The sequence below is a fragment of the Ancylobacter sp. 3268 genome (genome assembly GCF_031456575.1).
Classification (GTDB): domain Bacteria; phylum Pseudomonadota; class Alphaproteobacteria; order Rhizobiales; family Xanthobacteraceae; genus Ancylobacter.
Window position 1 is genome coordinate 25,364 of the sequence record NZ_JAVDUX010000008.1, and the last position, 24,639, is coordinate 50,002.

23 protein-coding genes are annotated in these 24,639 nt (G+C 67.6%); 13 read left to right on the forward strand and 10 right to left on the reverse strand.

Features of this window, described 5'->3' with window-relative positions; all coding sequences use genetic code 11:
- Positions 1-2: 2 nt before the first annotated feature.
- From uxuA to J2X65_RS12835, 6 genes are all read right to left on the reverse strand, one after another.
- Complete coding sequence (gene uxuA / locus J2X65_RS12810; RefSeq protein ID WP_310201534.1) at positions 3-1,199, reverse strand: mannonate dehydratase; 1,197 nt, start codon at positions 1,197-1,199, stop codon at positions 3-5.
- Positions 1,200-1,227: 28 nt separating this feature from the next.
- Positions 1,228-1,968 (reverse strand): cyclase family protein, encoded by a 741-nt coding sequence (locus J2X65_RS12815; RefSeq protein WP_310201536.1) that lies wholly within the window; start codon positions 1,966-1,968, stop codon positions 1,228-1,230.
- Between the two features lie 4 nt (positions 1,969-1,972).
- Positions 1,973-2,905 carry an ABC transporter permease gene (locus tag J2X65_RS12820; protein WP_310201538.1) on the reverse strand — a complete coding sequence of 311 codons (933 nt, stop codon included), beginning with the start codon at positions 2,903-2,905 and terminating at the stop codon, positions 1,973-1,975.
- Complete coding sequence (locus tag J2X65_RS12825) at positions 2,902-3,864, reverse strand: ABC transporter permease (protein ID WP_310201540.1); 963 nt, start codon at positions 3,862-3,864, stop codon at positions 2,902-2,904. The genes J2X65_RS12820 and J2X65_RS12825 overlap by 4 nt, the downstream gene beginning before the upstream one ends.
- A complete protein-coding gene (locus J2X65_RS12830) occupies positions 3,857-5,296 on the reverse strand; it encodes a sugar ABC transporter ATP-binding protein (RefSeq protein WP_310201543.1) in 1,440 nt (479 codons plus the stop codon). The genes J2X65_RS12825 and J2X65_RS12830 overlap by 8 nt, the downstream gene beginning before the upstream one ends.
- A 67-nt stretch (positions 5,297-5,363) precedes the next feature.
- The gene (locus tag J2X65_RS12835) at positions 5,364-6,422 is read right to left on the reverse strand and encodes an ABC transporter substrate-binding protein (RefSeq protein WP_404977705.1); all 1,059 of its coding nucleotides are present in this window, start codon (positions 6,420-6,422) and stop codon (positions 5,364-5,366) included.
- A gap of 289 nt (positions 6,423-6,711) precedes the next feature.
- Between J2X65_RS12835 and J2X65_RS12840 the strand changes: the two genes are divergently transcribed.
- On the forward strand, positions 6,712-7,410 hold the full coding sequence (locus J2X65_RS12840; RefSeq protein WP_310201547.1) for a GntR family transcriptional regulator: 699 nt from the start codon (positions 6,712-6,714) through the stop codon (positions 7,408-7,410).
- Between the two features lie 169 nt (positions 7,411-7,579).
- Here J2X65_RS12840 and J2X65_RS12845 read toward each other — a convergent pair whose 3' ends face one another.
- A complete protein-coding gene (locus tag J2X65_RS12845; protein WP_310201549.1) occupies positions 7,580-8,281 on the reverse strand; it encodes a GntR family transcriptional regulator in 702 nt (233 codons plus the stop codon).
- 286 nt (positions 8,282-8,567) lie between these two features.
- Here J2X65_RS12845 and J2X65_RS12850 point away from each other — a divergent pair, with 286 nt between their 5' ends.
- From J2X65_RS12850 to J2X65_RS12900, 11 genes are all read left to right on the forward strand, one after another.
- Positions 8,568-9,440: a branched-chain amino acid ABC transporter permease gene (locus J2X65_RS12850; RefSeq protein ID WP_310201551.1), complete on the forward strand. Its 873-nt coding sequence runs from the start codon at positions 8,568-8,570 to the stop codon at positions 9,438-9,440.
- A gap of 8 nt (positions 9,441-9,448) precedes the next feature.
- Positions 9,449-11,311 carry a branched-chain amino acid ABC transporter ATP-binding protein/permease gene (locus J2X65_RS12855; protein WP_310201553.1) on the forward strand — a complete coding sequence of 621 codons (1,863 nt, stop codon included), beginning with the start codon at positions 9,449-9,451 and terminating at the stop codon, positions 11,309-11,311.
- Positions 11,312-11,369: 58 nt separating this feature from the next.
- Positions 11,370-12,518: an ABC transporter substrate-binding protein gene (locus J2X65_RS12860; protein ID WP_310201555.1), complete on the forward strand. Its 1,149-nt coding sequence runs from the start codon at positions 11,370-11,372 to the stop codon at positions 12,516-12,518.
- Positions 12,519-12,534: 16 nt separating this feature from the next.
- Positions 12,535-13,272 carry an ABC transporter ATP-binding protein gene (locus J2X65_RS12865; RefSeq protein ID WP_310201557.1) on the forward strand — a complete coding sequence of 246 codons (738 nt, stop codon included), beginning with the start codon at positions 12,535-12,537 and terminating at the stop codon, positions 13,270-13,272.
- Positions 13,273-13,317: 45 nt separating this feature from the next.
- A complete protein-coding gene (locus J2X65_RS12870) occupies positions 13,318-14,205 on the forward strand; it encodes a dihydrodipicolinate synthase family protein (protein ID WP_310201559.1) in 888 nt (295 codons plus the stop codon).
- Between the two features lie 25 nt (positions 14,206-14,230).
- Positions 14,231-15,220 (forward strand): dihydroxyacetone kinase subunit DhaK, encoded by a 990-nt coding sequence (locus J2X65_RS12875; protein WP_310201561.1) that lies wholly within the window; start codon positions 14,231-14,233, stop codon positions 15,218-15,220.
- The gene (locus tag J2X65_RS12880; protein ID WP_310201563.1) at positions 15,217-15,837 is read left to right on the forward strand and encodes a dihydroxyacetone kinase subunit L; all 621 of its coding nucleotides are present in this window, start codon (positions 15,217-15,219) and stop codon (positions 15,835-15,837) included. The genes J2X65_RS12875 and J2X65_RS12880 overlap by 4 nt, the downstream gene beginning before the upstream one ends.
- Positions 15,838-15,859: 22 nt before the next feature.
- Positions 15,860-17,278: an FAD-linked oxidase C-terminal domain-containing protein gene (locus tag J2X65_RS12885; protein WP_310201565.1), complete on the forward strand. Its 1,419-nt coding sequence runs from the start codon at positions 15,860-15,862 to the stop codon at positions 17,276-17,278.
- A gap of 179 nt (positions 17,279-17,457) precedes the next feature.
- Positions 17,458-18,426: a tripartite tricarboxylate transporter substrate binding protein gene (locus tag J2X65_RS12890; RefSeq protein ID WP_310201567.1), complete on the forward strand. Its 969-nt coding sequence runs from the start codon at positions 17,458-17,460 to the stop codon at positions 18,424-18,426.
- A gap of 71 nt (positions 18,427-18,497) precedes the next feature.
- On the forward strand, positions 18,498-18,980 hold the full coding sequence (locus J2X65_RS12895; RefSeq protein WP_310201569.1) for a tripartite tricarboxylate transporter TctB family protein: 483 nt from the start codon (positions 18,498-18,500) through the stop codon (positions 18,978-18,980).
- Positions 18,974-20,524 carry a tripartite tricarboxylate transporter permease gene (locus tag J2X65_RS12900; RefSeq protein ID WP_310201570.1) on the forward strand — a complete coding sequence of 517 codons (1,551 nt, stop codon included), beginning with the start codon at positions 18,974-18,976 and terminating at the stop codon, positions 20,522-20,524. Before J2X65_RS12895 ends, J2X65_RS12900 begins: the two co-directional genes overlap by 7 nt.
- Positions 20,525-20,564: 40 nt before the next feature.
- On the opposite strand, the gene J2X65_RS12905 is transcribed toward J2X65_RS12900, so the two are convergent.
- Positions 20,565-21,395: an IclR family transcriptional regulator gene (locus J2X65_RS12905; protein WP_310201573.1), complete on the reverse strand. Its 831-nt coding sequence runs from the start codon at positions 21,393-21,395 to the stop codon at positions 20,565-20,567.
- 252 nt (positions 21,396-21,647) lie between these two features.
- Positions 21,648-22,562, reverse strand: coding sequence for a dihydrodipicolinate synthase family protein (locus J2X65_RS12910; protein WP_310201575.1), 915 nt, complete (start codon positions 22,560-22,562; stop codon positions 21,648-21,650).
- Between the two features lie 197 nt (positions 22,563-22,759).
- Here J2X65_RS12910 and J2X65_RS12915 point away from each other — a divergent pair, with 197 nt between their 5' ends.
- Positions 22,760-23,749 carry a tripartite tricarboxylate transporter substrate binding protein gene (locus J2X65_RS12915; RefSeq protein ID WP_310201576.1) on the forward strand — a complete coding sequence of 330 codons (990 nt, stop codon included), beginning with the start codon at positions 22,760-22,762 and terminating at the stop codon, positions 23,747-23,749.
- Between the two features lie 175 nt (positions 23,750-23,924).
- Here J2X65_RS12915 and J2X65_RS12920 read toward each other — a convergent pair whose 3' ends face one another.
- The gene (locus J2X65_RS12920) at positions 23,925-24,308 is read right to left on the reverse strand and encodes a transposase (RefSeq protein ID WP_310201578.1); all 384 of its coding nucleotides are present in this window, start codon (positions 24,306-24,308) and stop codon (positions 23,925-23,927) included.
- Between the last annotated feature and the right edge of the window lie 331 nt (positions 24,309-24,639).

Below are 24,639 nucleotides of genomic sequence, written 5' to 3' on the forward strand. Positions count from 1 at the left end.
GATCACGCCATGCCGAAGACGGAATGGGAAAGCGTGTGCTCGATGCCGCGCAGTTCGGCGAGCCCCTTGAGGCGGCCGATGGCGGGATAGCCGGGCTGTGCGCCGCGCGTCAGGTCGTCGAGGATTTCCTGCCCGTGGTCGGGGCGCATGAATATCTGGTGATCGGCACGCCCCTCGGCCTTGCGGCGCCGCTCCTCGGCGAGAATGGCTGCGATGACCGCGACCATGTCGGTGCCGCCCTCAAGATGCTGGTCCTCGAAGAAGGAGCAGGGAAACCCGTCCGTCTCGCGCCGTACATTGCGCAGATGCACGAAATGGATGCGCGGGGCCAGCCGCCGTGCCATGGCGGGAAGGTCGTTGTCCGGCCGCGCCCCCAATGAGCCGGTGCAGAAGGTGACGCCATTGGCCGGGCTGTCGACCCCATCGAGCATGTCGCGGTAATCCGCTTCGGTGGAAAGGATGCGCGGCAGTCCGAGCAGCGGCCAGGGCGGGTCGTCGCCATGGGCGCAGAGCCGCATGCCGAGCTCTTCGGCCACCGGCACCACTTGGGCGAGAAAGTCCTTGAGATGGCGGCGCAGCCGGTCGGCATCGATCGCCGCGTAGCGCGCGAGCGCCTCGCGCAGCTCGGCGAGGCTGTAGCCGTCGGACGAGCCGGGCAGGCCGGCGCCGATATTGCGGGCGAGCGCGGTCTTCTTCCCGTCGTCAAATGCCGCGAAGCGCCGGTCCGCCTCGTCGACCAGCGCGGTCGGATAGTCCTGCGCGGCGCCGGGGCGCGCGAGCAGGAACAGGTCGAAGGCGACGAAATCGATGAGGTCGAAGCGCATGGCGCGGGCGCCGTCGGCGGCTTCCCAGCGCAGATCGGTGCGGGTCCAGTCCAGCACCGGCATGAAATTGTAGCAGACGGTGAAAATTCCCGCCTCGGCAAGCCGGCGCAGGCTGTCTTGCCAGGCGGCGATGTGCGCGCGCCATTCGCCGGTCTGGGTCTTGATGCTCTCGGAGACCGGGATGCTCTCGACGACCTCCCATTCCAGACCGCCGGCACGCACTTCGGCCTGGCGCCGGGCGATCTCCTGCGCGGTCCAGGCAATGCCGGTCGGGACGTGATGCAGCGCGGAGACGATGCCCTGCGCGCCGGCCTGCGCGGCGTCGCGCACGCTCACTCTGTCGATCGGGCCGAACCAGCGCCATGTGTGTCGCATTCTTGGTTTCCTCGAAATGGCTGACGGTTCAGGCAGGCGCGCCGACGACCGCGCCGACGACCGCGATGGCGCGCAGCGGCGCCCCGGAGCCGCCGCGAATGGGCAGCGGCAGGGTGACGAGAAAGGCGAAGGGCGGCAGATCGCCGAGCCGAGCGAAGTTCTCGCCGATCAGCACGCCCGCCCCCAGCAACAGGCGATGGACGGGAAACTCCGTGCTGCCAAAGGCATCGAGCGACAGGCAATCCGACCCGGCGATGCGCACCTGACGCTCGACCAGCAGCGCCGCCGCCGCCTGCGAGAGGCCCGGCCAATCCGCGAGAAAGGCGGCGTGCGGGGCCGGCTCGGTCCAGTGCACATCCCAGCCGAAATGGAAGAACACCGCGTCGCCGGGCCGGATGGCGCCGTGACGGGACTCGAAATCAAGAATCGTCTCGATACCGACGGCATGGCGGGGGGCGACGTTGCGGCAGTCGATCGTCGCCATGCGGCCGAAGAAGCGCTGCGGTTCGATCGCGTCGATGGCGGCGCCGCCGGGCACGAAATGCAGCGGCGCGTCGAAATGCGTGCCGGAATGCTCGCTCATGCAGAGCGCGTGATTGCAGGCGGCGTCGCCGCGGTCGTAGCTCTCGACGAGCTCCTGCGTGAAGCGCGGATGCGTCGGCCACACCGGCATGTCCGGTGCCATGGGATGGGTGAGGTCGACAAGCCGGACCTGCGGCGAGCGGAACAGCGCGGCGAGAGCGTCCAGGTCTTCGTCACCAATCGCCATCGCCTCACCCCACCTTCGGGCGCGGCACGATGGCCACGATGAGGATGATGAGCGCCCCGGTGAGCAGGAAGCGGATGCCGGCCTGCATCTGGAAGGTGTTGAGCATCGTCGCCATCAGGTTGAAGAACAGCGCCGCCCCCCAGATTCCGATGGCGTTGGCCTGCCCGCCGGCGACGCTGGTGCCGCCGAGCACCACCACGGCGATGGATTCCAGCAGGTAGGTGTCGCCCATATTGAGCGCCGCGCCGCCGGAGAAGCCGGAGAGCAGGAAGCCGGCGAGGCCGGCGGACATGCCGCACAGCGTATAGGCGACCAGCCGCACCCGCCCGACCGGAATGCCCGCCAGCCGCGCTGCGCGCTCGCTCTGCCCGACGGCCAGCAAGTGCCGTCCGCCGACGCCGCGCTTCAGCACGAGGACGGCGAGCAGGGTGAGCCCCATCACCGCCACCGGCAGCACGCGGATGCCGCCGATCGACCAGAGGGTGAAATCGGAGAGCGCCGCCGGCGGCTTCAGCGTCGCCTCGCCGCCGAGGTTGAAGGCGAAGGACTGGAACACGAAGCTCCACGCCAGTGTCGCGATGATCGGCGGCAGGCGCAGGGCGGTGATGGCGAGATAGTTGAGCATGCCCGCCAACGCGCCCACCGTGATGGCAAGGAGGAACCCCGGCAGGACCATCGCGTCGGACCCCGCCATCACGCTCATCGAGGCATAGGCCGCCAGCGTGAGCACCGAGGGCATGGAGAGGTCGATATTGCCGGGACCGGACGCGATGACCAGCATCTGGCCGCTGCCGACCACCACGCTGAAGGCGGCGAAGACCAGCGCTGAGGAGAGCGTTGGAATGGCGCTTCCGACGCCCGAATAGGCGATGGTCGCGCCCCACATCACTAGCGCGACGAGGAAGCCGTAGCTCCAGGGAGCGAGACGCAGGCTCATGAGCGGTGCTCCGAGAACAGGACGCGGCCGGCAAGCACGAGGAACAGGATCGCCCCCTGCGCGCCGATCTGCCAGGTCGGCGGCACCTGCAGGAAGCTCAGCAGCGAGCCGGCCAGCGCCAGCGTCAGCGCGCCGATCACCGTGCCGACGGGCGAGACGATGCCCCCCGTGAAGGCGCCGCCGCCCAGGATGACCGCGCCGACGCCGAGCAGCGTGTAGGCGGGGGCTACGTTGGGATCGCCGGAGGTCGTGAGGCCGGTGAGGGTCAGCCCGGCGAGGCAGGCGAGGGCGCCGGCGGCGGCATAGACCGCGCAGCGTATGGTCAGCAACGACCAGCCGGCCCGTTCGACGGCGCGGGGATTGGCGCCCGCGCCGCGCAGCACCGCGCCATAGGAGGAGCGGGTGATGACGAGGTGGCCGACGAATGCCGTGACGAGCGCGATAAGAACAGGCAGCGGCACCAATGGTGGCTTCCAGCTCATGAACGCCACCAGCCAGCGCGGCGCCGCCCCGCCGGGCCCCGGCATCAGCGTCACCGCCGCGCCGAGCCAGATGAACGACATGCCGAGCGTCACGATGATCGAAGGCAGCTGCCGCACATGGATGAGCAGCCCCACCCCGGCATAGACCGCGATGCCGGCGGCGAGAATGGCCACCGCCAGAAGCGGGGCTTCATTGAGGTACAGCGCTGTCACGCAGGTGACGAAGCCGACGAAGCTGCCGATCGACAGGTCGATGTCGCCGAGCATGATGACCAGCATCTGCGCCAGCGCGGCGAACATCAGCGGCACGGCGAATTTGAACAGCAGCCCGAAGCCGAAATAGCTCATCGCCGAGGGCCGGATCCAGAAGATCACCGCCAGCATGGCGATCAGCGTCGCCGCCGGCAGGCCGATCTGGAGCGCGGAGCCCAGAGCCGGGGCGATGCGGGGACGCCGCTGAAGGGCGATATCAGCCATGGGACGCTCCCGTTTGCGCGCCGCCGAAGGAGGCTTCGAGGATGCGGGCATGGTCGATCTGCGCGCCGGGGATTTCCTCCACGACGCGGCCTTCGCGGAAGACGTAGAGCCGGTCGCAATTGGTCAATTCGTCCATCTCGGTGGTGTGCCAGACGAAGCTGCGGCCCTTGTCGGCTTCCGCGCGGATGAGGGCGTAGACCTCCTGCTTGGTGCCGACATCGACGCCGCGCATCGGGTCGTCGAGCAGCACTACCTGCGCGTCGGAGGCCAGCGCGCGGGCGAACAGCACCTTCTGCTGGTTGCCGCCGCTGAGCGACAGGACCGGCGTGTCGACGTCCGGCGCCTTCACCTTCAGCCGCGCCGCCCATTGCTCGGCAAGCGCCCGTGCGGCCTGCGGGACGACGAAGCCGCCGCGCTGCAGCGCCTTCAGGCTGCGGATGGTCAGATTGTCGGCGATCGACCAGAGCGGGAACACGCCCTCCGTGCCGCGGTCGCCGGCGACATAGGCCACCGGCACATCCGAGGTGGCGGCATAGATGGCGCGCAGGCGCTCGCGCTGGCCATGGCCGTCGAGCCCGGCAAAGCCGATGATCTCGCCGCGACGGGCACGAATAGCGCGGTCGGCCGCGTCGCGGCCGGCATGGTCGACGACGGTCGCGCCATCGACGGCGGGGGCGCTGACGCGGCCCGTCCCGCCATGGGCCTCGATGCTGCCCATCATGGTCACGAGATCGGAACGGGCGAGACCGGCGGCCGGACGATCCGCCACCACGGCGCCGTCCATCATCACGGTGACGCGGTCGCTGACCGCGAGGATTTCGTTGAGGCGGTGGGTGATGAGGATGCAGGCGATGCCGCCGGCCGCCGCCTTGCGGATATGGGCGAGGAGCTGCTCCGTCGGCGTGTGCCCGAGCGCGGAGGTCGGCTCGTCGAGGATGACGCCGCGTACCGGGATGCTGGTCTGCGTGAAGGCACGGGCGATCTCGACCATCTGCCGCTCGCCGATGGCGAGCTCGGCCACCTTGCGGTCGGGGTCGATGCCGTGGCCGGGGAAGATGTCATCGAGCGCCGCCGCGATGAGCGCCCGCGCCCGGCGCCGCCAGCCCAAGCCCTTCAGGCTCGCATGGATGATACGGGTGTTCTCGGTCGCCGTGAGATTGGCGCAGAGCGACAGTTCCTGGAAGATGCAGCGCAGGCCGCCAGCCTGCGCCTCACGCGCGCCCCAGGGGCCAATCTCGGCGCCGTCGTAGCGGAAGTCGCCGGAGCTGCGCTGCACCGTGCCCGCCAGCACGTTCATCAGCGTCGACTTGCCGGCGCCGTTGTGCCCGACCAGACCGACCACCTCGCCCGGCGCCAGCACGAAATCGACGCCGGCCAGCGCCCGCACCGCGCCATAGTTCTTGGCGATGGCGCGGGTCGCGATCAGCGGCACCGAGGAGGCCGCGCCTGCGCGCGGCGCTCCTGATATGGGCGAGAGGGCGTGCATCGGGCGCAACGCCTCACTTCGGCGCGGGAACCATGGGAAGCGGCGCCTTGGCGACATTGGCGTCGATGATCTTCGCCACCAGGTCCTGCGGGTATTCCGCATTGACCACGCCGCCTTCCGGCACGGTCTTCAGCCACGCATCGAGGTCAGGCTGGTTGATCTGGAGGAGGGGAACCTCGACAAATTTCGGCACCTGCTTGCCGGCGAGGATCTGCTGCGCCACCCAGAAGGCGACCTGCGAGACCGAGGGCGTGGCGCCCAGCGAGAAGGTCTCGTAGCCGGTGGCGTCATGCTCTTTCTTCCAGAGCGCGAGTTCGTCCTGCCGGTTGCCCATGATGATGATCGGCAGCTTGCGGCCCGCCGCCTTGAATGCCTGCGCCGCGCCGTAGCCGTCGCCGCCTTGGGTGAGCACGCCGTCGATCTGCGGCAGTGAGGGCAGCACGCCGGAGACTTCCTTCTGGGCGACGGTTCCGGTCCACTGGCCGTAGACCTCGCCGACCTTCTTGTAGCTGGGATGGGCGGCGAGGGCCTTGTTCACGCCCTCGTTGAGGCGCTTGTCGAAGCCGTCGCCGGCCATGCCGCGAATTTCGAGGATGTTGGCCGGCTTGTCGCCCAGCTTGGAGGCAATGAAGTCCAACTCGGCCTTGGCGTAGGAATCGAGATTGTAGTCGACCACATAGGCGCAGGGTTCGGTGACGCCGCTGGCGAACGCGACGACGGTGATGCCGGCGTCGCAGGCCTCCTTGATCGAGCCGTTCAGCGCGGTATCGGAGCCGGCGAGCACGATGATGGCATCATAGCCTTGTAGGATCAGGTTCTGGATCTGCGACGCCTGCTCGGTGACGGAATTGTTGGAGGAGACGACGGCACCGCCGGCGATCTTGCCGTCGGCCTTGGCCTTGGCGGCGGCCGCCTCGAAGCTCTTGATCATCACCTGCCGGAAGGAATTGCCGGCATAGGAATTGCTGAAGGCGATCTTCTTGCCCGACGTATCGCCGGTGGCGGTACCCTCCGCCGCGAAAGCACCGCTCGTGAGTGCGGCGCCGGCCAGCAGAGCTGCCGTCAACGCCAAAATCTTACTGTTCGTCTTCGCCATGGACCTTCCTCCCCATTGTCGCGGCCCGAGGCGTTGCCCGGGTCCGCATGCCTGCCTTGGCGGCTTGTTGTCGGCTTTGTACTCTACCATGGTAGGATGTCAATTGCCGTGATAGCGTGCACCGGGTGAATGTGCGATTTGACAGGATGGCGAGGCGCGACGGGGAGGGATGTCGATGGAAGCGAAGCGACGGCGGCTCGGTGCTGCGATTCCGGACGCGCCTGCTTCCGGCATCGGTTCGTCACCGGTCGCCTCCGGAACCGGCATGGGCGCTCTCGCGGCTTCCGCCCTGGAGCCGGTCAATCCGCGCCTGCCCATCGCCCCACAGATCTATGAGCGGCTGCGCCGGGCGATCACCACGCTCGTCGTGCTGCCTTCCGAGGCCCTGAGCGAGAAGGAACTGTCGCTGCAGCTGGGGGTCAGCCGCACGCCGGTGCGCGAGGCGCTGATCCGCCTCGCCGACGAAGGGTTGGTCGACATCCTGCCCCAGCGCGGCAGTTTCGTTGCGCCGATCCGGCTGCGCGATGTCGAGGAGGCCCAGTTCATTCGCGAATCGCTGGAGGTGGCGGTGGCGTGCCGGCTGGCGGGGCATTGCTCGGCGCGCTTCCTGTCGGAGCTGAAGCTCAACCTCGCCCGGCAGGAGAGCGCCGTCGCCGAGGGAAATCGCGACCTGTTCCTGGAACTGGACGAGGCCTTCCATCGAGGCCTGTGCGAGGAGGCCGGCCTGTCCAAGAGCTGGCGCGTCATCCAGTCCGTGAAGCTGCAAATGGACCGGGTCCGCTATCTCAGCCTGCCGGAGCCCGGCCATCTCGACGTGCTCCTCGCCCAGCACCGGCAGGTCGCGGAGGCGATCGAGCGGGGACAGGCGGAGGAGGCGGGGCGCCTCATGTCGGCTCATTTGAAGGAAGTGCTGGGGTCGGCCAATCTGCTCCGCCAGAAGCTGGCGCATCTCATCGAAAATTGAGCGCGGCAGGAGCGCCATGGCCGGCCGGCCGGTGGCGCGGAACTCGGACGGCCGCGTGCCGGGACCGGGGCATTTGCGCCGCCGACGAAGGGGAGATCGTTCTCGATGGATCGCCCTGCCATGACGAACGCCCGGTTCCTCAGCCGCGGCCACGGTCCCCGCGACGTCTTCAGCCCTTCAGCATCGCCTCCAGGACGCGCTGCTTGGAAGTCTCGATATGTACCGTCATCGCGCGGGCGGCGGCGTCCTCGTCGCGCGTGTGGATCGCCGCGATGATGTTGAGATGCTCCTGCATGGCGGGAAGCACGCGCAGGCGGACGACGCGGTCCGCGTCGATCCGGATCAGCCGGACATGCAGGCTGTTGACGCGATAGATCTCCGACAGGATCTCATTGCCCATGGCGTCGACCATGCGATCATGCATGCCCCAGTCCACCGCGCGGGCATCGGCATCCAGCGCCTCGCCGTCGCCTTCCTTCTCCGCCCTGCGCAGGATGTCCTCATGCACCTGACGGAGCGCGTGGAGATCCGCGTCGGAAACGATGCGCGTGAAGTGCCGGACCGCCTCGCTCTCGATCATGCTGCGAATCTGGAACGCATTGCGCACCAGCTTGAGATCGACAGGCGCCACCTGCAGCCCCCGCTTGGGGACGGTGACGATGAGGCGGGCCGCCTCCAGCCGCGGAATCATCTCGCGCACCGCGCCGAGCGGTAGGCCGAGCCGCTCCGTCAGTTCGCGCTGGGAGACGAATTCGCCCGGCAGCAGCCGGGCATTCATGATCTGCTCGCGAAAGCTCTCATAGGCGCGCAGCCGCTGCGAGACCGGCACCACGCGGTTCTTCTTCGCCGTCGCCCCTGTTTCCGTGCTCAACGCTTCGCTCCCGACTTCGACATCACATGTAGCAGCAGAGGCGGTCCCTGAGGGAGCCGCTACCCGGTCGTGCCACCCGCTTCGGCCTCACGCGCTTCAAAGCCACTTGGCAGCGCCTATCGGCAGTGCTACACAAATTCAGCTGTAACATGTCAGTGCGTTATTACAAGGTTTCCACGCTTCCGTCGACCTCTGACATGGAAAGTCGCCCGTCGCCAACGGGCCAACGAACAAGATGATCGCGACGACCGGGCGGTGATCCCGGCGCGCGGCGCTGGGAGACGAAATGCTCGGTCAGGTTATCGCGAGCGGCCTCGCAATGGGCTGCATCTATGCGCTTGTGGCATTGGGCTATGCCTATGTCTGGAACACGATGGCGATCGTGAACTTCGCCGCCGGCGAGTTCCTCACCTTCTCCGCCTATGTGTTCGTCGCGACCTTCACCACCAGCCTGGGTCTGCCGTTCTGGATGGCGCTCGGGCTGACGGCCGGGGCGATGGCGCTGATGGGCGCCCTGTTCTCGCGCCTCGTCTTCGCGCGGCTGCAGCGTCAGCGCGCGCTGGTGGCCATCATCGCCACGGTCGGGTTCGGCATCTTCCTGAAGGAGATGGCGCGGATCATCTATGGGCCGGAGCCGCTGCTCTATGTAAGCCCGTTCGGCGACGACATGCTGGATGTCGGCGGCATCCGCCTGTCCATGCAGCAAATCCTGATCATGGTCGTGGTGGTGGTGATCATGGCCGCGCAATATCTCGTCCTGCGCTACACCATGATCGGCAAGGTGATGCGCGCGACGGCGCTCGACCGGGAGACCGCCGCGCTGATGGGCATACCCGTCAATGCCGTGCTGGCCGGCACCTTCGCCTTCTCCTGCGTGCTGGCGGCGCTCGCCGGCATCCTGCTCGCCCCGCTGTTCTACGTCACGACGGAGATGGGGACGATGGTCGGCCTCAAGGGCTTCGTGGCGATGATCATCGGAGGCTTCGGCAGCGTGCCCGGCGCCATCGTCGGCGGGCTGCTGCTGGGCGTGGCGGAGAATGTCGGCGCCTTCACGATCTCGTCCACCTACAAGGACGCGATCGCCTTCACCCTGCTGCTCGCCTTCCTCGTCGTGCGGCCGGAAGGCCTCATTCCCGAACGCAACGCCGACCGGGCATGAGGATCGCCATGACGTTCCCCATGACCTCCACCATGACCTCCGCCCTGCGTTCCGCCGCGTGGCTCCTGATCGTCGCCGCCCTGTTCGCGCCGGTCGTGTTCGGCCTCAATACCTACTACGTCCATGTCCTCAACCTCGCCTGGATCTTCGCCATCGCGGCGCTCGGCCTGTCGGTCGCGACCGGCGTCGCGGGGCAGATCGTGCTCGGGCAGGCCGCGCTCGTCGGCTTCGGCGCCTACGCGACCGCGCTGCTGATGATGCGCCTGTCGCTGCCCTGGTGGATCGCGCTGCCCGGCGCGATGGTGCTGACCGGTCTTGTCGGCGCCGTGCTCGGCCTGATCTCCACCCGCATCAAGGGGCACTACCTCGCCATCGTCACGCTCGCGCTGAACGAGATATTCCGCATCGTCGCGCTGAACGAAGAGAGCCTCACCGGCGGGCCGATGGGGCTGCGCAACATCCCGACCCTGCACATCCCGATGCTGGGCGACAACATCGATCGGCAGCTTTATCTGCCGCTGGTGCTGCTGATGTTCGCCTCCTATGCGGTGATGGTCCATTTCCACCGCTCGTCCCTCGGCCGCGAGCTCAGGGCGGTGCGCGACGACGAGATGGCGGCCGAGGCCATGGGCGTAAACTCGGTGCGTGCCAAGACCATCGCCTTCGTCATCTGCAGCGTCTGGGCGGCGCTGGCCGGAGGTCTCTACGTCCTGCTCGTGGGATTTGTGGCGCCGACCAACTTCACCATCGCCGAAAGCATCAAGATGATGCTGATGGTGGTGATCGGCGGCCTCGGCTCGATCCCGGGCACGATGCTCGGCGCCTTCGTCGTCACCGTGCTGCCCGAGGCGCTGCGCGACCTGCAGACCTACTACATGGCTGCGTTCGGCGCGGGCGTGGTCGTCATCATGCTGGTCTGGCCGAAGGGGCTCGGCGTCGTCGCCGACTGGCTGTGCGGCGATTTCCTCACCAGAGGCCGCGAGGCGGAGGTTCCCGCGCCGGCGGGTCCGCTCAGCCTCGCCCATGCAATCGCCGCCACGTCCTCGACCGCGCGCCGAACGGCCGCGGAGCCGGACGGCGGGACGCTGATGCGCCTGCGCGATGTCTCGCGCAGCTTTGGCGGCGTGCGCGCCCTCAACGACGTGTCGTTCGAGGTGCGGCGGGGCGAAATTCTCGGCGTCATCGGCCCGAACGGGTCGGGCAAGTCGACGATGATCAATGCCTGCTCCGGCGTGGTGCATGTCGAAGGCGCGATCGAGCTCGAGGCCGGCCGGATCGAAAACCGTCCGCCATGGGACATCCACGCGCTCGGCGTCGCCCGCATCTTCCAGAATGTGCGCCTGTGGGAATCCATGACCGTGCTGGAAAACGTCATGGTGGCGTGGAGGCCGGTGGCCGGCGAGGCAAGCGGCGAGGCGGCGATCCGGGCGGCGGCCCTCGCGGCGCTCGACCAGATGGGCGTGCGGCACCTCGCCATGCGCCGGGCACGCGACCTCTCCTTCGGCCAGAGCCGTCTGGTCGAGATGGCGCGGGCCATTGTCGCCCGGCCGAAGATCCTGCTGCTCGACGAGCCGGCTGCCGGCCTGCGCGGCGGGCTGGTGCTCGAACTCGCGCAGATCCTGAAGAACCTGCGCGATCAGGGCATGACCGTCCTGGTGGTCGAGCACCGTATCAAGCTCGTCACCAGCATGTGTGACCGGGTCGTCGTGCTCAATCTGGGCGATCTCATTGCCGACGGTCCGCCGGCCGCCGTCATGGAGACCCAGGCCGTCGTCGAGGCCTATCTCGGCGAGCGTGCCGATGCATCCGCGGATGCGATGCCGCGCCGGATCCGGCGCCGCTCCGCCAGTCCTGTCGTCGTGCGGGGCTGAACGGGCCGGACACCACCAGCAAAACCAAACAATACAAATACATAAGGGAGGGACGATCATGAAGGAACGTAACGCGGGCGGCTGGCAACGCCTCCGGGCGGCGGCGGGTGCCGGCCTGATCCTCGCCGCGCTGCCGCTGGGCGGGGCCTGGGCGCAGGACGCGCTGATCGGCGTCTCGCTGCCGATGACGGGGCCGAAGGCCCTTGTCGGGCGCAATTTCAAGCAGGGCGTCGAGCTCGCGGTGGACGAGATCAATGCCGCGGGCGGCGTGCTCGGCAAGCCGCTGAAGGTGGTCTTCGAGGACGACCAGGGCGACAACACCAACGGCGCCATCAACGCCGTGAACAAGATCATGCAGGTGCACCAGACGCCGGTGATGATCGGCCCGCACTATTCGGTCACGCAGATGGCCACGCAGAACGTGTACTGCAACGGCAAGGTGGTCTCCGTCACCGGCGCCACCGGTGTGCCCGTCACCAATAGCGGCTGCAACTTCGTCATCCGCACCCGTTCCAACGACAATGTGCAGGCCAAGGCGCTCATCGACTACGCCCAGAAGGAGCTGAAGGCGGGCGAGAAGATCGCCGTCTTCTATGCCAATGACGATTTCGGCAAGTCGGGGCAGGCCCGCGTGGTGGCGCAGATGGCCGCGCTCGGCCTCAAGCCGGTCGCGGTGGAGAGCCACAATCCGAACGACAAGGACTATTCCGCCCAGCTCGCCAAGCTGCAGAAGGCGGGTGCCGAACTCGTCATCCTGTGGGCGCACGACACCGATGCCGCGCTGATCGTGAAGCAGGCCAAGCAGTTCGGCCTGCCCTTCCAGTTCGCCGGCGCGGTGCTCAGCGAGGAGGCGTTCCTCAAGCTCGCGGGCCGCAGCGCGGAAGGGGCGATGAGCGCCTCCTATTTCGTGCCGACCGATCCGAACCCGGCGGTGCAGGCCTTCGTGAAGAAGTATGAGGAGCGCTTCAAGATGGCGCCGGACGTGTGGTCGGCGACCTATTACGACGCCACCATCCTTGCCGCCAAGGCGATCAACGCCGCCGGGTCCGCCGATGTGGCCAAGATCCGCGACGCCTTCAATTCCGTGAAGTATGACGGCCTGCTTGCCGGCTATCACTGCACGCCGAGCGGCGATTGCAACAACCAGGTGAACATCGTCGAGATCAAGGGCGGCCGTCCGGTCGTCCGGTCCGCCGTCAGCTACTGACAAGCGGGGCATCGCCGTGCTCAACATCGTCGCACCGGAACCCGCCGAGCTGGAACTGTCGCATGTCGACGTGTTCTACGGGAAGGCCCAGGTCCTCTTCGATCTGTCCATCCGCGTGGAGCGCGGCGAGGTCGCCGCCATCATCGGCGCCAACGGCGCCGGCAAATCGACGACGCTCAACCTGATCATCGGCAGGCTGAAGCCGTCCGGCGGCACGGTGAGCTTCCTTGGCCAGCCGCTCGCCGCCCGCTCCATCGAGCAGATCGTCGCCGGCGGCATCGCCTGCGTGCCGCAGCGCCGGCGGATTTTCAGCACGCTGACCGTGATGGAGAACCTCGATGTCGGCGCCTATGCGCGCCGGCACGACAAGGCAGGGATCGCAGCCACCCGCGACGAGGTGTTCGAGCTGTTCCCCGTCCTCAAGCGCAAGGCGGCAGACCTGGGCGGGGTGCTGTCCGGCGGCGAGCAGCAGGCGCTCGCCATCGGGCGCGGGCTGATGGCCGGGCCGCGCCTGCTGCTGCTCGACGAACCCTCGATGGGTCTCTCGCCCAAGCTCACGACGGAGATGTTCCGCTCCATCCGCCGCATCGCGGAAGGGGGAAGAACCGTGATCATCGTCGAGCAGAACGCCTACGCCGCCCTCGGCGTAGCCGACTATGGATATGTCCTCGAGGGCGGCAGCGTCGCTCTCGAGGGCCATGCCGACGAACTGCTGCAGGACGAGCACGTCCGCGACGCCTATCTCGGCGCCTGATGCCGTTTTCCACCACCTGTTCCCAAAAGAGGTATGCCCAACGCCATGACCAAGTTTCACGGCATCATTCCCGCGCTGACCACGCCCTTCGACGCCAAGGGCGACATTGACGAGGCCAAGTTCCGCAACCAGATCCGCTTCATGCTCGGCAAAGGCGTGCATGGCCTCTGCTTCGGCGGTTCGACCGGCGAGGGCCATGCGCTGGAGCTGGAGGAATTCCGCCGCCTCGGCGAGATCACCGTCGATGAAGTGGCCGGCCGCGTGCCCGTCGTCGCCGGCATCATCGCCAATTCGACCCGCGAGGTCATCAAGCGCGGCGAACTGATCGCCGACCTGAAGGTCGACGCGCTGCAGGTCACCCCGGTCTTCTATGTGTTCCAGCCGGACGACGATTCCAATTTCGGCCACTTCAAGACCGTCACCGAGGCGCTGCAGACCCCGGTGCTGCTCTATAACGTCATCCCGTGGAACCTGCTGTCGACGCCTCTGGTGCTGCGCATCCTCAATGAGCTTCCGCTGGTGGTCGGCATCAAGCAGAGCCAGGGCCACATCACCCGCACAGCCGAACTCGTGGCCAATGCGCCGAAGGACAAGGTGATCCTCGCGGCGGTCGACAACCTGCTCTATTCCTGCTTCCAGTTCGGCGCGCACGGCACGCTGGCGGCCTCGCCGACGGCGGCGCCCGGTCCCTGCGTGCGGCTGTGGAACGCGGTCAAGCAGAAGGACGACGAGACCGCGCTCGCCATTCATCACCGGCTCGTCAACTATTGGTCCGTGCTGCCGCACGGCAACCTGCCGGCCTGCGTGAAATATTCGCTTCAGCTCCAGGGCCTCGATTGCGGCGTCTCCCGCCAGCCGATGCCGATGCCGGATGCCGCGACCCGCGCCGCGATCGAGCGCACGCTGCCCGCGCTGCTCGAATACGACGTGTGAGCGCGGTGCGGGAAGGAGGACGCTCATGAAGAAGCTGATGAACGCGCCCGACGCCTTCGTGAACGAGATGCTGGACGGGCTGGTGGCCGCTCATCCCACCCTCGTGCGCGAAGACCGGATCATTCGCACCCGCCATGCGCCGGTGGCCGGCAAGGTCGGCATCGTGTCGGGAGGTGGCTCCGGCCATCTCCCGCTGTTCACCGGCTATGTCGGCTCCGGCCTTCTCGACGCCTGTGCGATCGGCGACGTCTTCGCCGGTCCGTCGGTCGCTTCCTGCGTGAGCGCGATCAAGGCCGCCGACGGCGGGAAGGGCGTGCTGCGCCTCTACGGCAATTACGGCGGCGACCGGATGAATTTCGATCTGGCCGGCGAGCTGCTGGAGATGGACGGAATCGCGACGACGACCGTGCTCGGCACGGACGACATCGCCTCGGCCGGTGCGCAGGAGGCCGGCAAGCGCCGCGGCGTCGCGGGCATCGTCTACGCCTACAAGATCGCCGGGGCGATGGCAGCACGCGGTGCCGACCTCGCCGAGGTGACCGAGGTCACCCAGGCGGCCGTCGACGCCTGCCGTACCATCGGCGTCGCTCTCTCCTCGTGCCGGATCCCGGGGGCGGCGGCACCGAGCTTCACCATCGGCGACGACGAGATCGAGATGGGCATGGGCATCCATGGCGAGCCCGGCATCTGGCGCGACACCCTCCGGCCGATCGATGAGATCGTCGACGAAATGATCGCGCGCCTGCTCGCCGATCCGGTCCCCGTGCCCTCCGCGCGCGTCTCGGTGCTGGTCAACAGCCTCGGGGCGACACCGCTCGAGGAGCTGTTCATCGCCTATAGGCGCGTCGCGCAACGGCTGAAGAGCGAGGGATACGAGATCGTGCGCCCGCTCGTCGGCCCCTATGTGACCTCCATGGAGATGGCCGGCATGTCGATCAGTCTCCTTCATCTCGACGCCGAGCGCGAGGCGCTGCTGGCGGCTCCCTGCGATTGCCCGTTCTGGAGGGTGTCATGAGCATCACCTCCCTTGCCGTCCACGGCGCCATTCGGCGCGCCGCCGCCGGCGCCTCCCGCGCGCATGACGAGCTCAACGCCGCCGATGGCAAGCTGGGCGATGGCGATACCGGGGTGATGCTGCAGCGCCTGTTCCAGGCGCTGGCGGCCCTCGATGTCGAGGACGGCGCCGATCTCGGCGCCACCTTTCAGGCCTATGCGAAGACCTGTGCGAGCGCGACCGGCTCCAGCCTCGGCACGCTGGTCACCGTGGCGATGATGACGCTGGCGAAGGCGACGAAAGGACGGTCCGAGATCGCGTGGAGCGACCTCGGCGGCCATGTGGCGGCCCTGCGCGACCAGATGATGGCCCGCGGCGGGGCCAATCTCGGCGACAAGACGGTCGTCGACATGATCGACGCGGTCGCTCTCGCCCTCGACGGCGCATCGAGCGGCGAGGAGGCGGCGTCCCGCTCGGTCGCGGCCGCCAGGGATACGCTGGCGCAGTTCCGCAACCGGCCGAACCGGCTCGGCCGCGCCCGCATGTTCGGCGAGAAGACGATCGGGCTCGACGATCCCGGCATGCTCGCCTTTGTCCGCCTGCTCGACTCGGTCGTCGCCGAGCCGGTCGGCCGGTGACGCCAGACCCATCGGGACGACGATGACGACATCCCCCAGTCCTTCTTGCAGCACCTCCCTCGACGAAACATTGGCGGTGCTCCTTGCCCGCTTCGGCGCGCGCGCCGTGCTCAACCGCACGGTGCGCGAGCAGCACAGCCATGGCGAAGGCGTTCCGGTGTCCGGCATGCCGGACATCGTCGTCTTCCCCGAAAACAACGAGGAGGTCGCCGCCATTCTCGCCTTGTGCAACGCGAACGGCGTCCCGGTGACGCCGTTCGGCGCCGGATCCTCGCTGGAAGGGCAGGTGGCGGCACTGGCGGGCGGCGTGTCGCTCGATATGGCCCGCTTCGACCATGTGCTCGCCATCTCGCCGGAGGCGATGGACTGCCGGGTGCAGGCGGGCGTCACCCGTGAGGCGCTCAACGCCCATCTGCGCGGCAGTGGCCTGTTCTTTCCTGTCGATCCCGGCGCCGACGCCACCATCGGCGGCATGGCCTCCACCCGCGCCTCCGGCACCAATGCGGTGCGCTATGGCACCATGCGCGAGAACATTCTCGGCCTGACGGTCGTCACCCCGCAGGGCGACATCGTGCGCACCGGCAGCCGGGCCCGCAAGTCGTCGGCCGGGCTGGACCTCACCCATCTTTATGTCGGCAGCGAGGGGACGCTCGGCGTCATCACGGAAATCCAGCTTCGCTTGCACGGCGTGCCCGACCAGATCAGCGCCGCGGTGTGCCAGTTTCCGGATCTCGCCTCCGCCATCGGCACGGTGGTGGCGTCGCTGCAATCGGGGGTTCGGCCGGCGCGGATCGAGCTGCTCGACGCCGCGCAGATGCGTGCCTGCATCCTGTATTCAAAGCTGGACTATGCGCAAGCGCCGGCGCTGTTCCTCGAATTCCACGGAACGCCGGCCGCCGTCGCGGAGGAAATCGCCCTCATGCGGGACATCGCCGATGAGTATGGCGGGACGGCATTCGACTTCGCCTCGAGCCCGGAAGAGCGCAGCCGGCTGTGGAAGGCGCGGCACAATTCCTACCATGCGGTCATGGCGCTGGGCTCCGGGCGGAGCATCATGGGCACGGATGCCTGCGTGCCGATCTCCGAACTGGCGGATTGCTTGCTGGAAACCGCCGCCGACATCGAGGAAACCGGCCTCGTCGCCCCCATTGTCGGCCATGTCGGCGACGGCAATTTCCATCTGGGCATCCTGTTCGACCCTGCCGACGCGGACGAGGCCGCGCGTGCCGAAGGCCTCGCCTTCCGCACCGCCCGCCGTGCCCTGGCCCATGGCGGAACCTGTTCGGGCGAGCACGGCATCGGCAGCCACAAGATGGTGCATATGGAGGCCGAACACGGCGAGGGCGTCCGGCTCATGGAGCGCATCAAGCGGGCGCTGGATCCCGCCGGCATCATGAATCCCGGCAAGATGTATCCCGGGCTCGCCGGGTCGGGGCGCTGACGGCTAGGGAACGATCGCCTGCGATGCATATCCTGCATTTCGGGATATGAGTGTGATGAATGGTACGCAAGATCATAAAATGACGAATGGGAACGTCATTTCGTAAACCGCAATGTGGGATTGACCTCTCCAATCTAATCCGGTACCGCTGGGGAAAAGCATAAGAGTGGGAGGATGGAATGCGCTTGATCCGAGTCTGCGCGGCGGCGCTCGCCGCTGCCCTTGTGCCCCTTCCGGCGCTGGCCGGTTTTCCCGAGCGGCCGCTGACGATCATCGTGCCGGCCGGCGCCGGCGGCGGCGGCGACACCACCATGCGTTTTCTTGCTCGCGAACTGGAAGCCGTTCTCAAGCAGCCGATCACCATCGTGAACCAGGGGCAGGGGGGCGGCGTCGTCGGGCTCACCTCGCTCAAGAACGCCAAGCCGGACGGCTATACGGTCGGCCTGCTCTTCCCCTATGCCGGCTACAAGGCCAGCGGCGCCGCCGACTTCACGCTTGCCGACTTCACGCCCATCGCCAATTTCAACGGCGATTCCTCCGCCCTGCTGGTCGGGCAGAATTCGCCCTTCAAGGATCTGAAGACCGCGCTGGACGCCATCAAGGCGGATCCGGCGGCCTATAAGGTCCATTGCAGCGGCGGATGCGGCAGCGTCTGGGATATCCCGGTGGCCGGCATGATGCTCGATTACGGCATCGACGTCGGCAAGGTGAACTGGATACCGGGGCAGGGCGCCGCCAACGGCCTGACCGAACTTGCGGCCGGCGGGGTCGATTTCCAGACCGCCTCGCTGCCCGAGGCCGCGGCGCTGACCGGCGCGGGGCGGGTGCGGGCTCTCGGCGTGCTCAGCCCCGAGCCGGTGGCCGGCTTTGAAAGCGTGCCGACCACGAAGCAGGCGATCGGCGTCGCGATCGACGGCGGTACCTGGCGGGCGCTGGGCGGCCCGGCGAAGATGTCGCCCGAGGCCGCGCGGGTCTGGGAGGCGGCGATGAAGCAGGCGGTGGAGAGCGCCGCCTTCCGCGAGGCGATGGCCAAGGCGAAGTTCGGGGTGAAGTGGCTCGACACCGCCGAGGTGACGGCACTGATGAAAAAGCACGAGGCCGACACCGACCGCGTGATGAAAGCGCTCGGCCGCGCCGGCTCGAACTGACCCGCCGAGGTTTCCCGCGGGGTCCGGCTAGGGGGCCGGCGGGCAGGCCCGTCGCCGAGGGTGGAGGAATCATGAAGATCCACGACAGCATCACCGGCGGCATCTTCGCGCTTTTCGGCGTGTTCATGCTCGTCTATGCGGCCGGTCTGCACGGTGCCCGGCATCTCGCCTACGGGCCGGGCTTCTTTCCCTCGCTCATCGGCGGCGGCCTCGTTCTGATCGGCGGCGCCGTGGCCTGGAACGGCCTGCGCGCCGGCCGCCGCGAACCACTCGCCGAGCTTCCGGCCGTCTCCGGCAAGGGCGCATGGCTTCGTTTCGCCGCCATCCCGTCGGCGATCCTCTTCTATGTGCTCGCGGCCGACACGCTGGGCTTCGTCCTTGCCGCAGCCGTCATTCTCGCGGCGCTGTTCACCCTCGCCGGGCTGAAGCTGCGCCACGGCGCCCCGGTCGCCCTGGCAGTGTCGGTGCTGTTTACCGTCTTCTTCGCCTCCCTCCTTCACATGCCCCTGCCCTGGGGCCCGCTCCGCGATGTCTCCGGGTGGTTGATATGGTGACCATATCCAGCGTCTTCTCGCTGCTTGCCGATGGCCATCTGTGGCTCGTCCTGCTGGCCTCGGCGGTGTTCGGTCTCTTCATGGGGGCGATCCCGGGCCTGACCGCCCTGATGGCGACCGCGCTGATGGTGCCGATCGTGATGTTCATGGAGCCGGTGCCGGCCATCGGCGCGATCATCACCGCCTCGGCGATGGCGATCTTCGCCGGCGATATTCCCGGCGCGCTGATGCGCATGCCGGGAACGCCGGCCTCGGCCGCCTACACCGACGACGCCTATTCGCTCACCATGGCCGGCAAGGCCGGGCTGTCTCTGGGCGCCGGGCTCTTTTCCTCGGTCGTCGGCGGCCTGTTGAGCGCCGTCGTGCTCGCCTTCGCGGCACCTTCGCTGGCCGAAGTCGCGCTGCATTTCTCCAGCGTGGAATATTTCTGGCTCGGCGTGCTGGGCGTCTCCTGCGCCATCGTCATCGGCGGCTCCTCGATTCTGAAGGGTCTGCTGTCGCTCTTCCTTGGTCTGGCATTGGCGATGGTCGGTATGGACCCGATCGCCGGCATGCCGCGCTTTACTTTCGGCGTGCCGGACATGTTGGGCGGACTCAGCCTCATTCCGGTGTTGATCGGCCTGTTCGCGATTTCCGAGCTGCTGCGTGGGGCCTTCTTCGAAGTTTCCACCGCCGCCCGGCGGCCGGCCATCGGCCAGATCTGCTCGGGAATGACGCGCATGCTCTGGAACCATCGCTTTGGCCTGGTGCGCGGCAGCGGCATCGGAACCTTGATCGGCGCCTTGCCGGGGGCGGGGGCGGATGTCGCGGCCTGGGTGTCCTATGCGGTCGAGCGCCGCGTGCAGAAGGGGCGGCGCGGCGGAGACAAGGAGTTCGAGAAGGTCGAGCGCATCATGTCCTCCGGCGCGGCCAACAATGCGGCGTTGGGCGGAGCCTATATTCCCGCCACCGTCTTCGGCATTCCGGGAGACGCCATCACGGCGATCGTCATCAGCGTGATGTTCCTCAAGGGGGTCAATCCCGGTCCGACGATCTTCATCAACAATCCGGGCGTCATCTATGCCATCTTCAGCATCTTCTTCATCGCCAACCTGCTGATGATCCCGCTCGGCCTTGCGTGCATCCGCGCTTATGGAGCCATCCTGAACGTGCCGGCGGTCTTCATCTCGCCGGTCATCCTGCTGTTCTGCATCGTCGGTGCGTTCTCGGCCGACAATGTGATGTTCGGCGTGGTGCTCATGCTGGTGTTCGGCCTCGTGGGTTATGTCATGGAGTCCAACGAGATACCGCTGGCGCCGGCCATCCTCGGCTTGATCCTCGGGCCGATGCTGGAGCAGAACTTCATGACGACGATGATGAAGGCCAACGGCAACCCGGTGGCGTTCTTCGACCGGCCGATCGGCGGCACGCTCGGCGTCATCACGCTCGGAGCCTGGGCGCTGGTGCTGTTGCTGAACCTGGCGGCGTCGCGGTCCGCGCGGGCGAAGGAGGGACAGGAAGAAGCGCTCCCCTCCACGAGCCCGCGCGCGAACGGCTCTGCGTGACGGCGTCAGGAGGATGCGTTCCGCCGCCGGAGGTGATGGTTCAGGACAGTGCCGCCGGGGTGCGAGGGGTGCGCGCCCGGCGGGGCCGGGCCTCGCCGCCGCCGGTATCGCGCCGCCAGCCGAGCCGCCAGGAAATGGAATCGGCGTGGTTCACCACCAGCGGCGCGATCTCCGCGAGGCGCTCGGCCGTCATCCGGCTCGCCGGCCCGGTGCAGCTCAGGGCGGCGAAGACCTTTCCCGTGCTGTCGCGGATCGGCGCCGCCACGCAGTTGCGGTCGATCTCGATCTCGCCGCGGTCGATGGCGTAGCCGCGTTCGCGGATCTGCTCCAGTTCCGCCCTCAGTCGGTCGGGATCGGTGATGGTGTTGCGCGTATAGGCGCTGAGGCCGAGGCCGATCACCCGGTCGATCACGGCCGGAGGCTGGAAGGCCAGGGAGGCCTTGCCGACGCCGGTGCAGTGGCACGGCGAGGATTCCATGGTGATGGTGGCGTTGTTTTCGCCGCTGCGTCCGCCGGAGGAGCGCTCGACGAAAACCATGCGCAGGCCGTCGAAGACGCACAGATGCGCCGCCTCGCGCGTCGCCACCGTCAGCGCGTCGACGAAGGGCCGCGCCTCGCGGTGCAAGTCCATGTTGTTGAGGACGATCGAGCCCAGCTCGAACAATTTGATGCCCAGCCGATACTCGTCACGCGAGCGGTCCTGTTCGAGAAAGCCGATCTCCTTCAACGCCAGGATCAGCCGATGCGCGGTACTGCGCGGCAGGTCGGTGCGGCGGGCGATCTCGCCGACGGAGAGCCGCTTGTCGACGCTTGAGAAGCATTCCAGCACGGCGAGCAGCTTGCCGGCAGACTTGACGTTCTTGGTTTCCAAAACAGACTCGCTCTCGCGCTGCACACGGTCCGCGCCACAACTCACCGACTATATAGAGCAGTTTCGCGCGCCCCCGAATCGCGAAATCGCCCTAACTCTTTATTTTATCGCATTTTCTTCACGCGGGCCGGACTCCCCTCCGCTCGGAAATGCTCCACGGGGCAAGGTCGCCGGCGGTAAACTCCTTGCCTTTCAAAGCGCAAAGGCGGCGCGCCGGGGCGGCCGCCTTTGCGTCCGGTCAGGTCGGGTGGCTCATTCGGCCGCGTCGCGCAGGGCTTCGACGTCGTATTTGAGCACGGCCGGCAGCGCCGCCTCGATGCGGGCCTTCTGCTCGGGGGAGGGGATCGGCATCGGCATGCGTGGCAGGCCGCCGTCGCACCCCTGCAACGTCAGTGCATATTTCACGCAGGCCGGCAGGTTGTCGCCATTGATGGTGTTCCAGAAGGTGAGCAGGGCGCGATGAATGGCGAGCCCGCGCGCATGGTCCCCGGCCTTGACCGCGTTCCACAGGCTCACGGTCACGCCCGGCACCGCCGCCGGATTGGCGGCGATGGTACCGTGGGCGCCCAAGGCGAAGGAGGGGTAGAGCAGCGCGTCGACCGCCGTCAGCACGATCTTGCCGGGCAGCTCGGCATTCAGCAGGTCGGCCATGAGCTTGAGGTCGCCCGCGCTCTGCTTGACCCCGACCACGCCGTCGATGCCTTTCATGATGCGCACCAGCAGCGCCGGGGACAGATAATTCCACGGCACGACATTGTAGATGACGATCGGCACGTCGGTAGCGCCGGCCAGCGCCTCGAAATGGGCATAGGTGGCGTCTTCGGTCGGCTTGAAGACGTAATGCACGGGCGTGACCTGGAGCCCGGCAAGCGGAAGATGGGCCAGCGCCTCCACCTTGGCGATGGCTTCGCGGGTGGAGTTGACGATGACGCCGGCAACGACCGGCACCCGGCCTTTCGCTTCCTCGCAGCCGATCGCGTTCAGCCGGACGAGTTCCTCGGTCGTGTAGGTGTGCCCTTCGCCGGTGCTGCCGCCGATGCACAGGCCGTGCACGCCCTTCGACAGCATGAACCGGACCACCCCGCGGAACGCGGCCTCGTCAATGGTTCCATCCGCCCGGAAGGGGGTCGGAATGGGGGGGATGATGCCGGTCAGCTGTGCGCCCATCGGGGCTTCCTCTCATGTTATTGAATCCCATATTGTGGGAATATCATGTAGTCGATGATGGCATTGTCAAGAAAGATATCGTTGAAATAGCTATGATGGATAGGGAGGTCTGTTGACTGATATCCCATATTGCGGAATGAATGAATTCATAAAATGTCACCCGCCGGCACTCCGGCCGGGTGCACAGGGAGGATGCTATGATCGCCGTCGCATGCATGAGGATGTACCGCCGTCTGGCCGCCGCCGCGCTGGTTTCGGTCGCATGCGCGGCGAGCGCGCCTGCCCGCGCGGAGTGGCCGGAACGACCCGTCACGCTGATCGTGATCGCCGGTGCCGGCGGCGGCAGCGATTTCACCATGCGCCTGCTCGCGCGCGAGCTGGAAGCCAATCTCAAGCAGCCCTTCACGGTGGTGAACCAGCCCCAGGCTTCCGGCGTGGTCGGCATGACCAACTACACGCGCGCCGCGCCCGATGGCTACACGCTGGGGCAGCTGTCGCCCTTTGCGCAATATCGCCTCGCCGGCCAGGCCAGCTTCACCCCGGCCAGCTTCACGCCCATCGCGCAGTTCAACGCCGATCCGGCGGCGATCCATGTGGCGCAGGATTCGCCGCTGAAGACGGTCAACGACGTCATCGGGCAGCTTCGCAAAGACCCGGCGAGCCTGAAGATCTCATGCGGCGGCACCTGCAACGCCAGCTGGGACATACCCTTTCTCTCGCTGCTGATGGATCAGGGTGTCGAGGTCGCCAAGGTCAACCTGATCCCCGCGCAGGGCTCGGCGGCGGGCCTGCAGGAGCTTGCCTCGGGCGGCGTCGATATCGTGCTGTGCTCCCTGCCGGAGACCGATGCGCTCGCGTCGGCCGGCAAGGTTCGCTCGATCGGCGTCATGAGCGACGCGCGGCTGGAGCGCTACCCGAATGTCGCGACGGTCGCGGAACAGACCGGCAAGGCCTATACCGGCGGCACCTGGCGCGCCATCGCCGGGCCGGCCGGCATCGATCCGGCCCTCGCCGTGACCATCGAGGCCGCGATCAGGAAGGCTTTCGACAGCGAGACCTTCCAAAAGGGCATGAAGGAGCGTGGTTTCGGCGCGGTATGGCGGGGGCGCGAGGATCTGGCGGCCTTCCTTGTCGAGCATGACACCATGACCACCGAAGTCATGCAGGCCGTCGCCGCCAAGAACTGAGATCCGGCCTGCCGGCCGAGATGGTCCTAGCGGAGCGGCCGGGCCTGCGGTGTGGCCGACTGGCCGCCGGCGGGGCAGCATTTTTTGCTCCGAACCCGTCCCGTGGTTTCCGCCCCGGCGCCGCCGCGGGGCGGTCAGCCGCGCTCTGCGGCTGCCGCGGCCTCGCGCGTCCTGCTCACCGGGTGACGCGCACCGAGGCGAAGCGGCCTACCACGGCGCCGCCACAGCGTTCGGCGGCGAGCACGGAGGCGCGCGCGGGAGGCAGCGGCGCCGTTGCCCGCGCGGGGCGGCCGGGAAGATGCGCCGCTTCGCCGAGCGCCGGCCCCTTGAGGCGCTCGGCGAGATTGCTCACCATGGAGCGTAGCCGACGGTTCTCCGCCTCCAGTTCCTTCATCTGCAGCACGGCCGGGACGCTCAGCCCGCCGAAGCGCCGGCGCCAGCGATAGAAGGTGCGCAGCGACACACGCGCGGTGCGGCAGATTTCATCGACCGGAACCCCGGCATCCGCCTCGCCGATGAGGTGGAGAATTTCGGCATCGGTGAACTGTGAGTGTCGCATCGGATCGGTCCTCCGGGATCGTTGACGGATCAGATGGCGGTCATTTCGAGATCCGAAGGCCAGGCCTTCACGGGCGATGGCGCACAGCGACCGCCAGCCGCCCGTCGCCTGAGCATGCACGTAATATGGGCATACTATAGACCATCCCTCCGAGGGATAAACGCCTGAATTGTGCGCAACTTGGTGCCCTCGGCCCCTGCGTCCGGCCATGGGCGGAGCCGGCGCCGGCCGGCGATCGGTCGGCACCGCCCCGGCCAGCCGTGGCCGGGCATTCTGGCAATCGTGCCAGAATGCAAGCAGCCACCGCGTCTTTGCCGCGCCATTGGGCAGG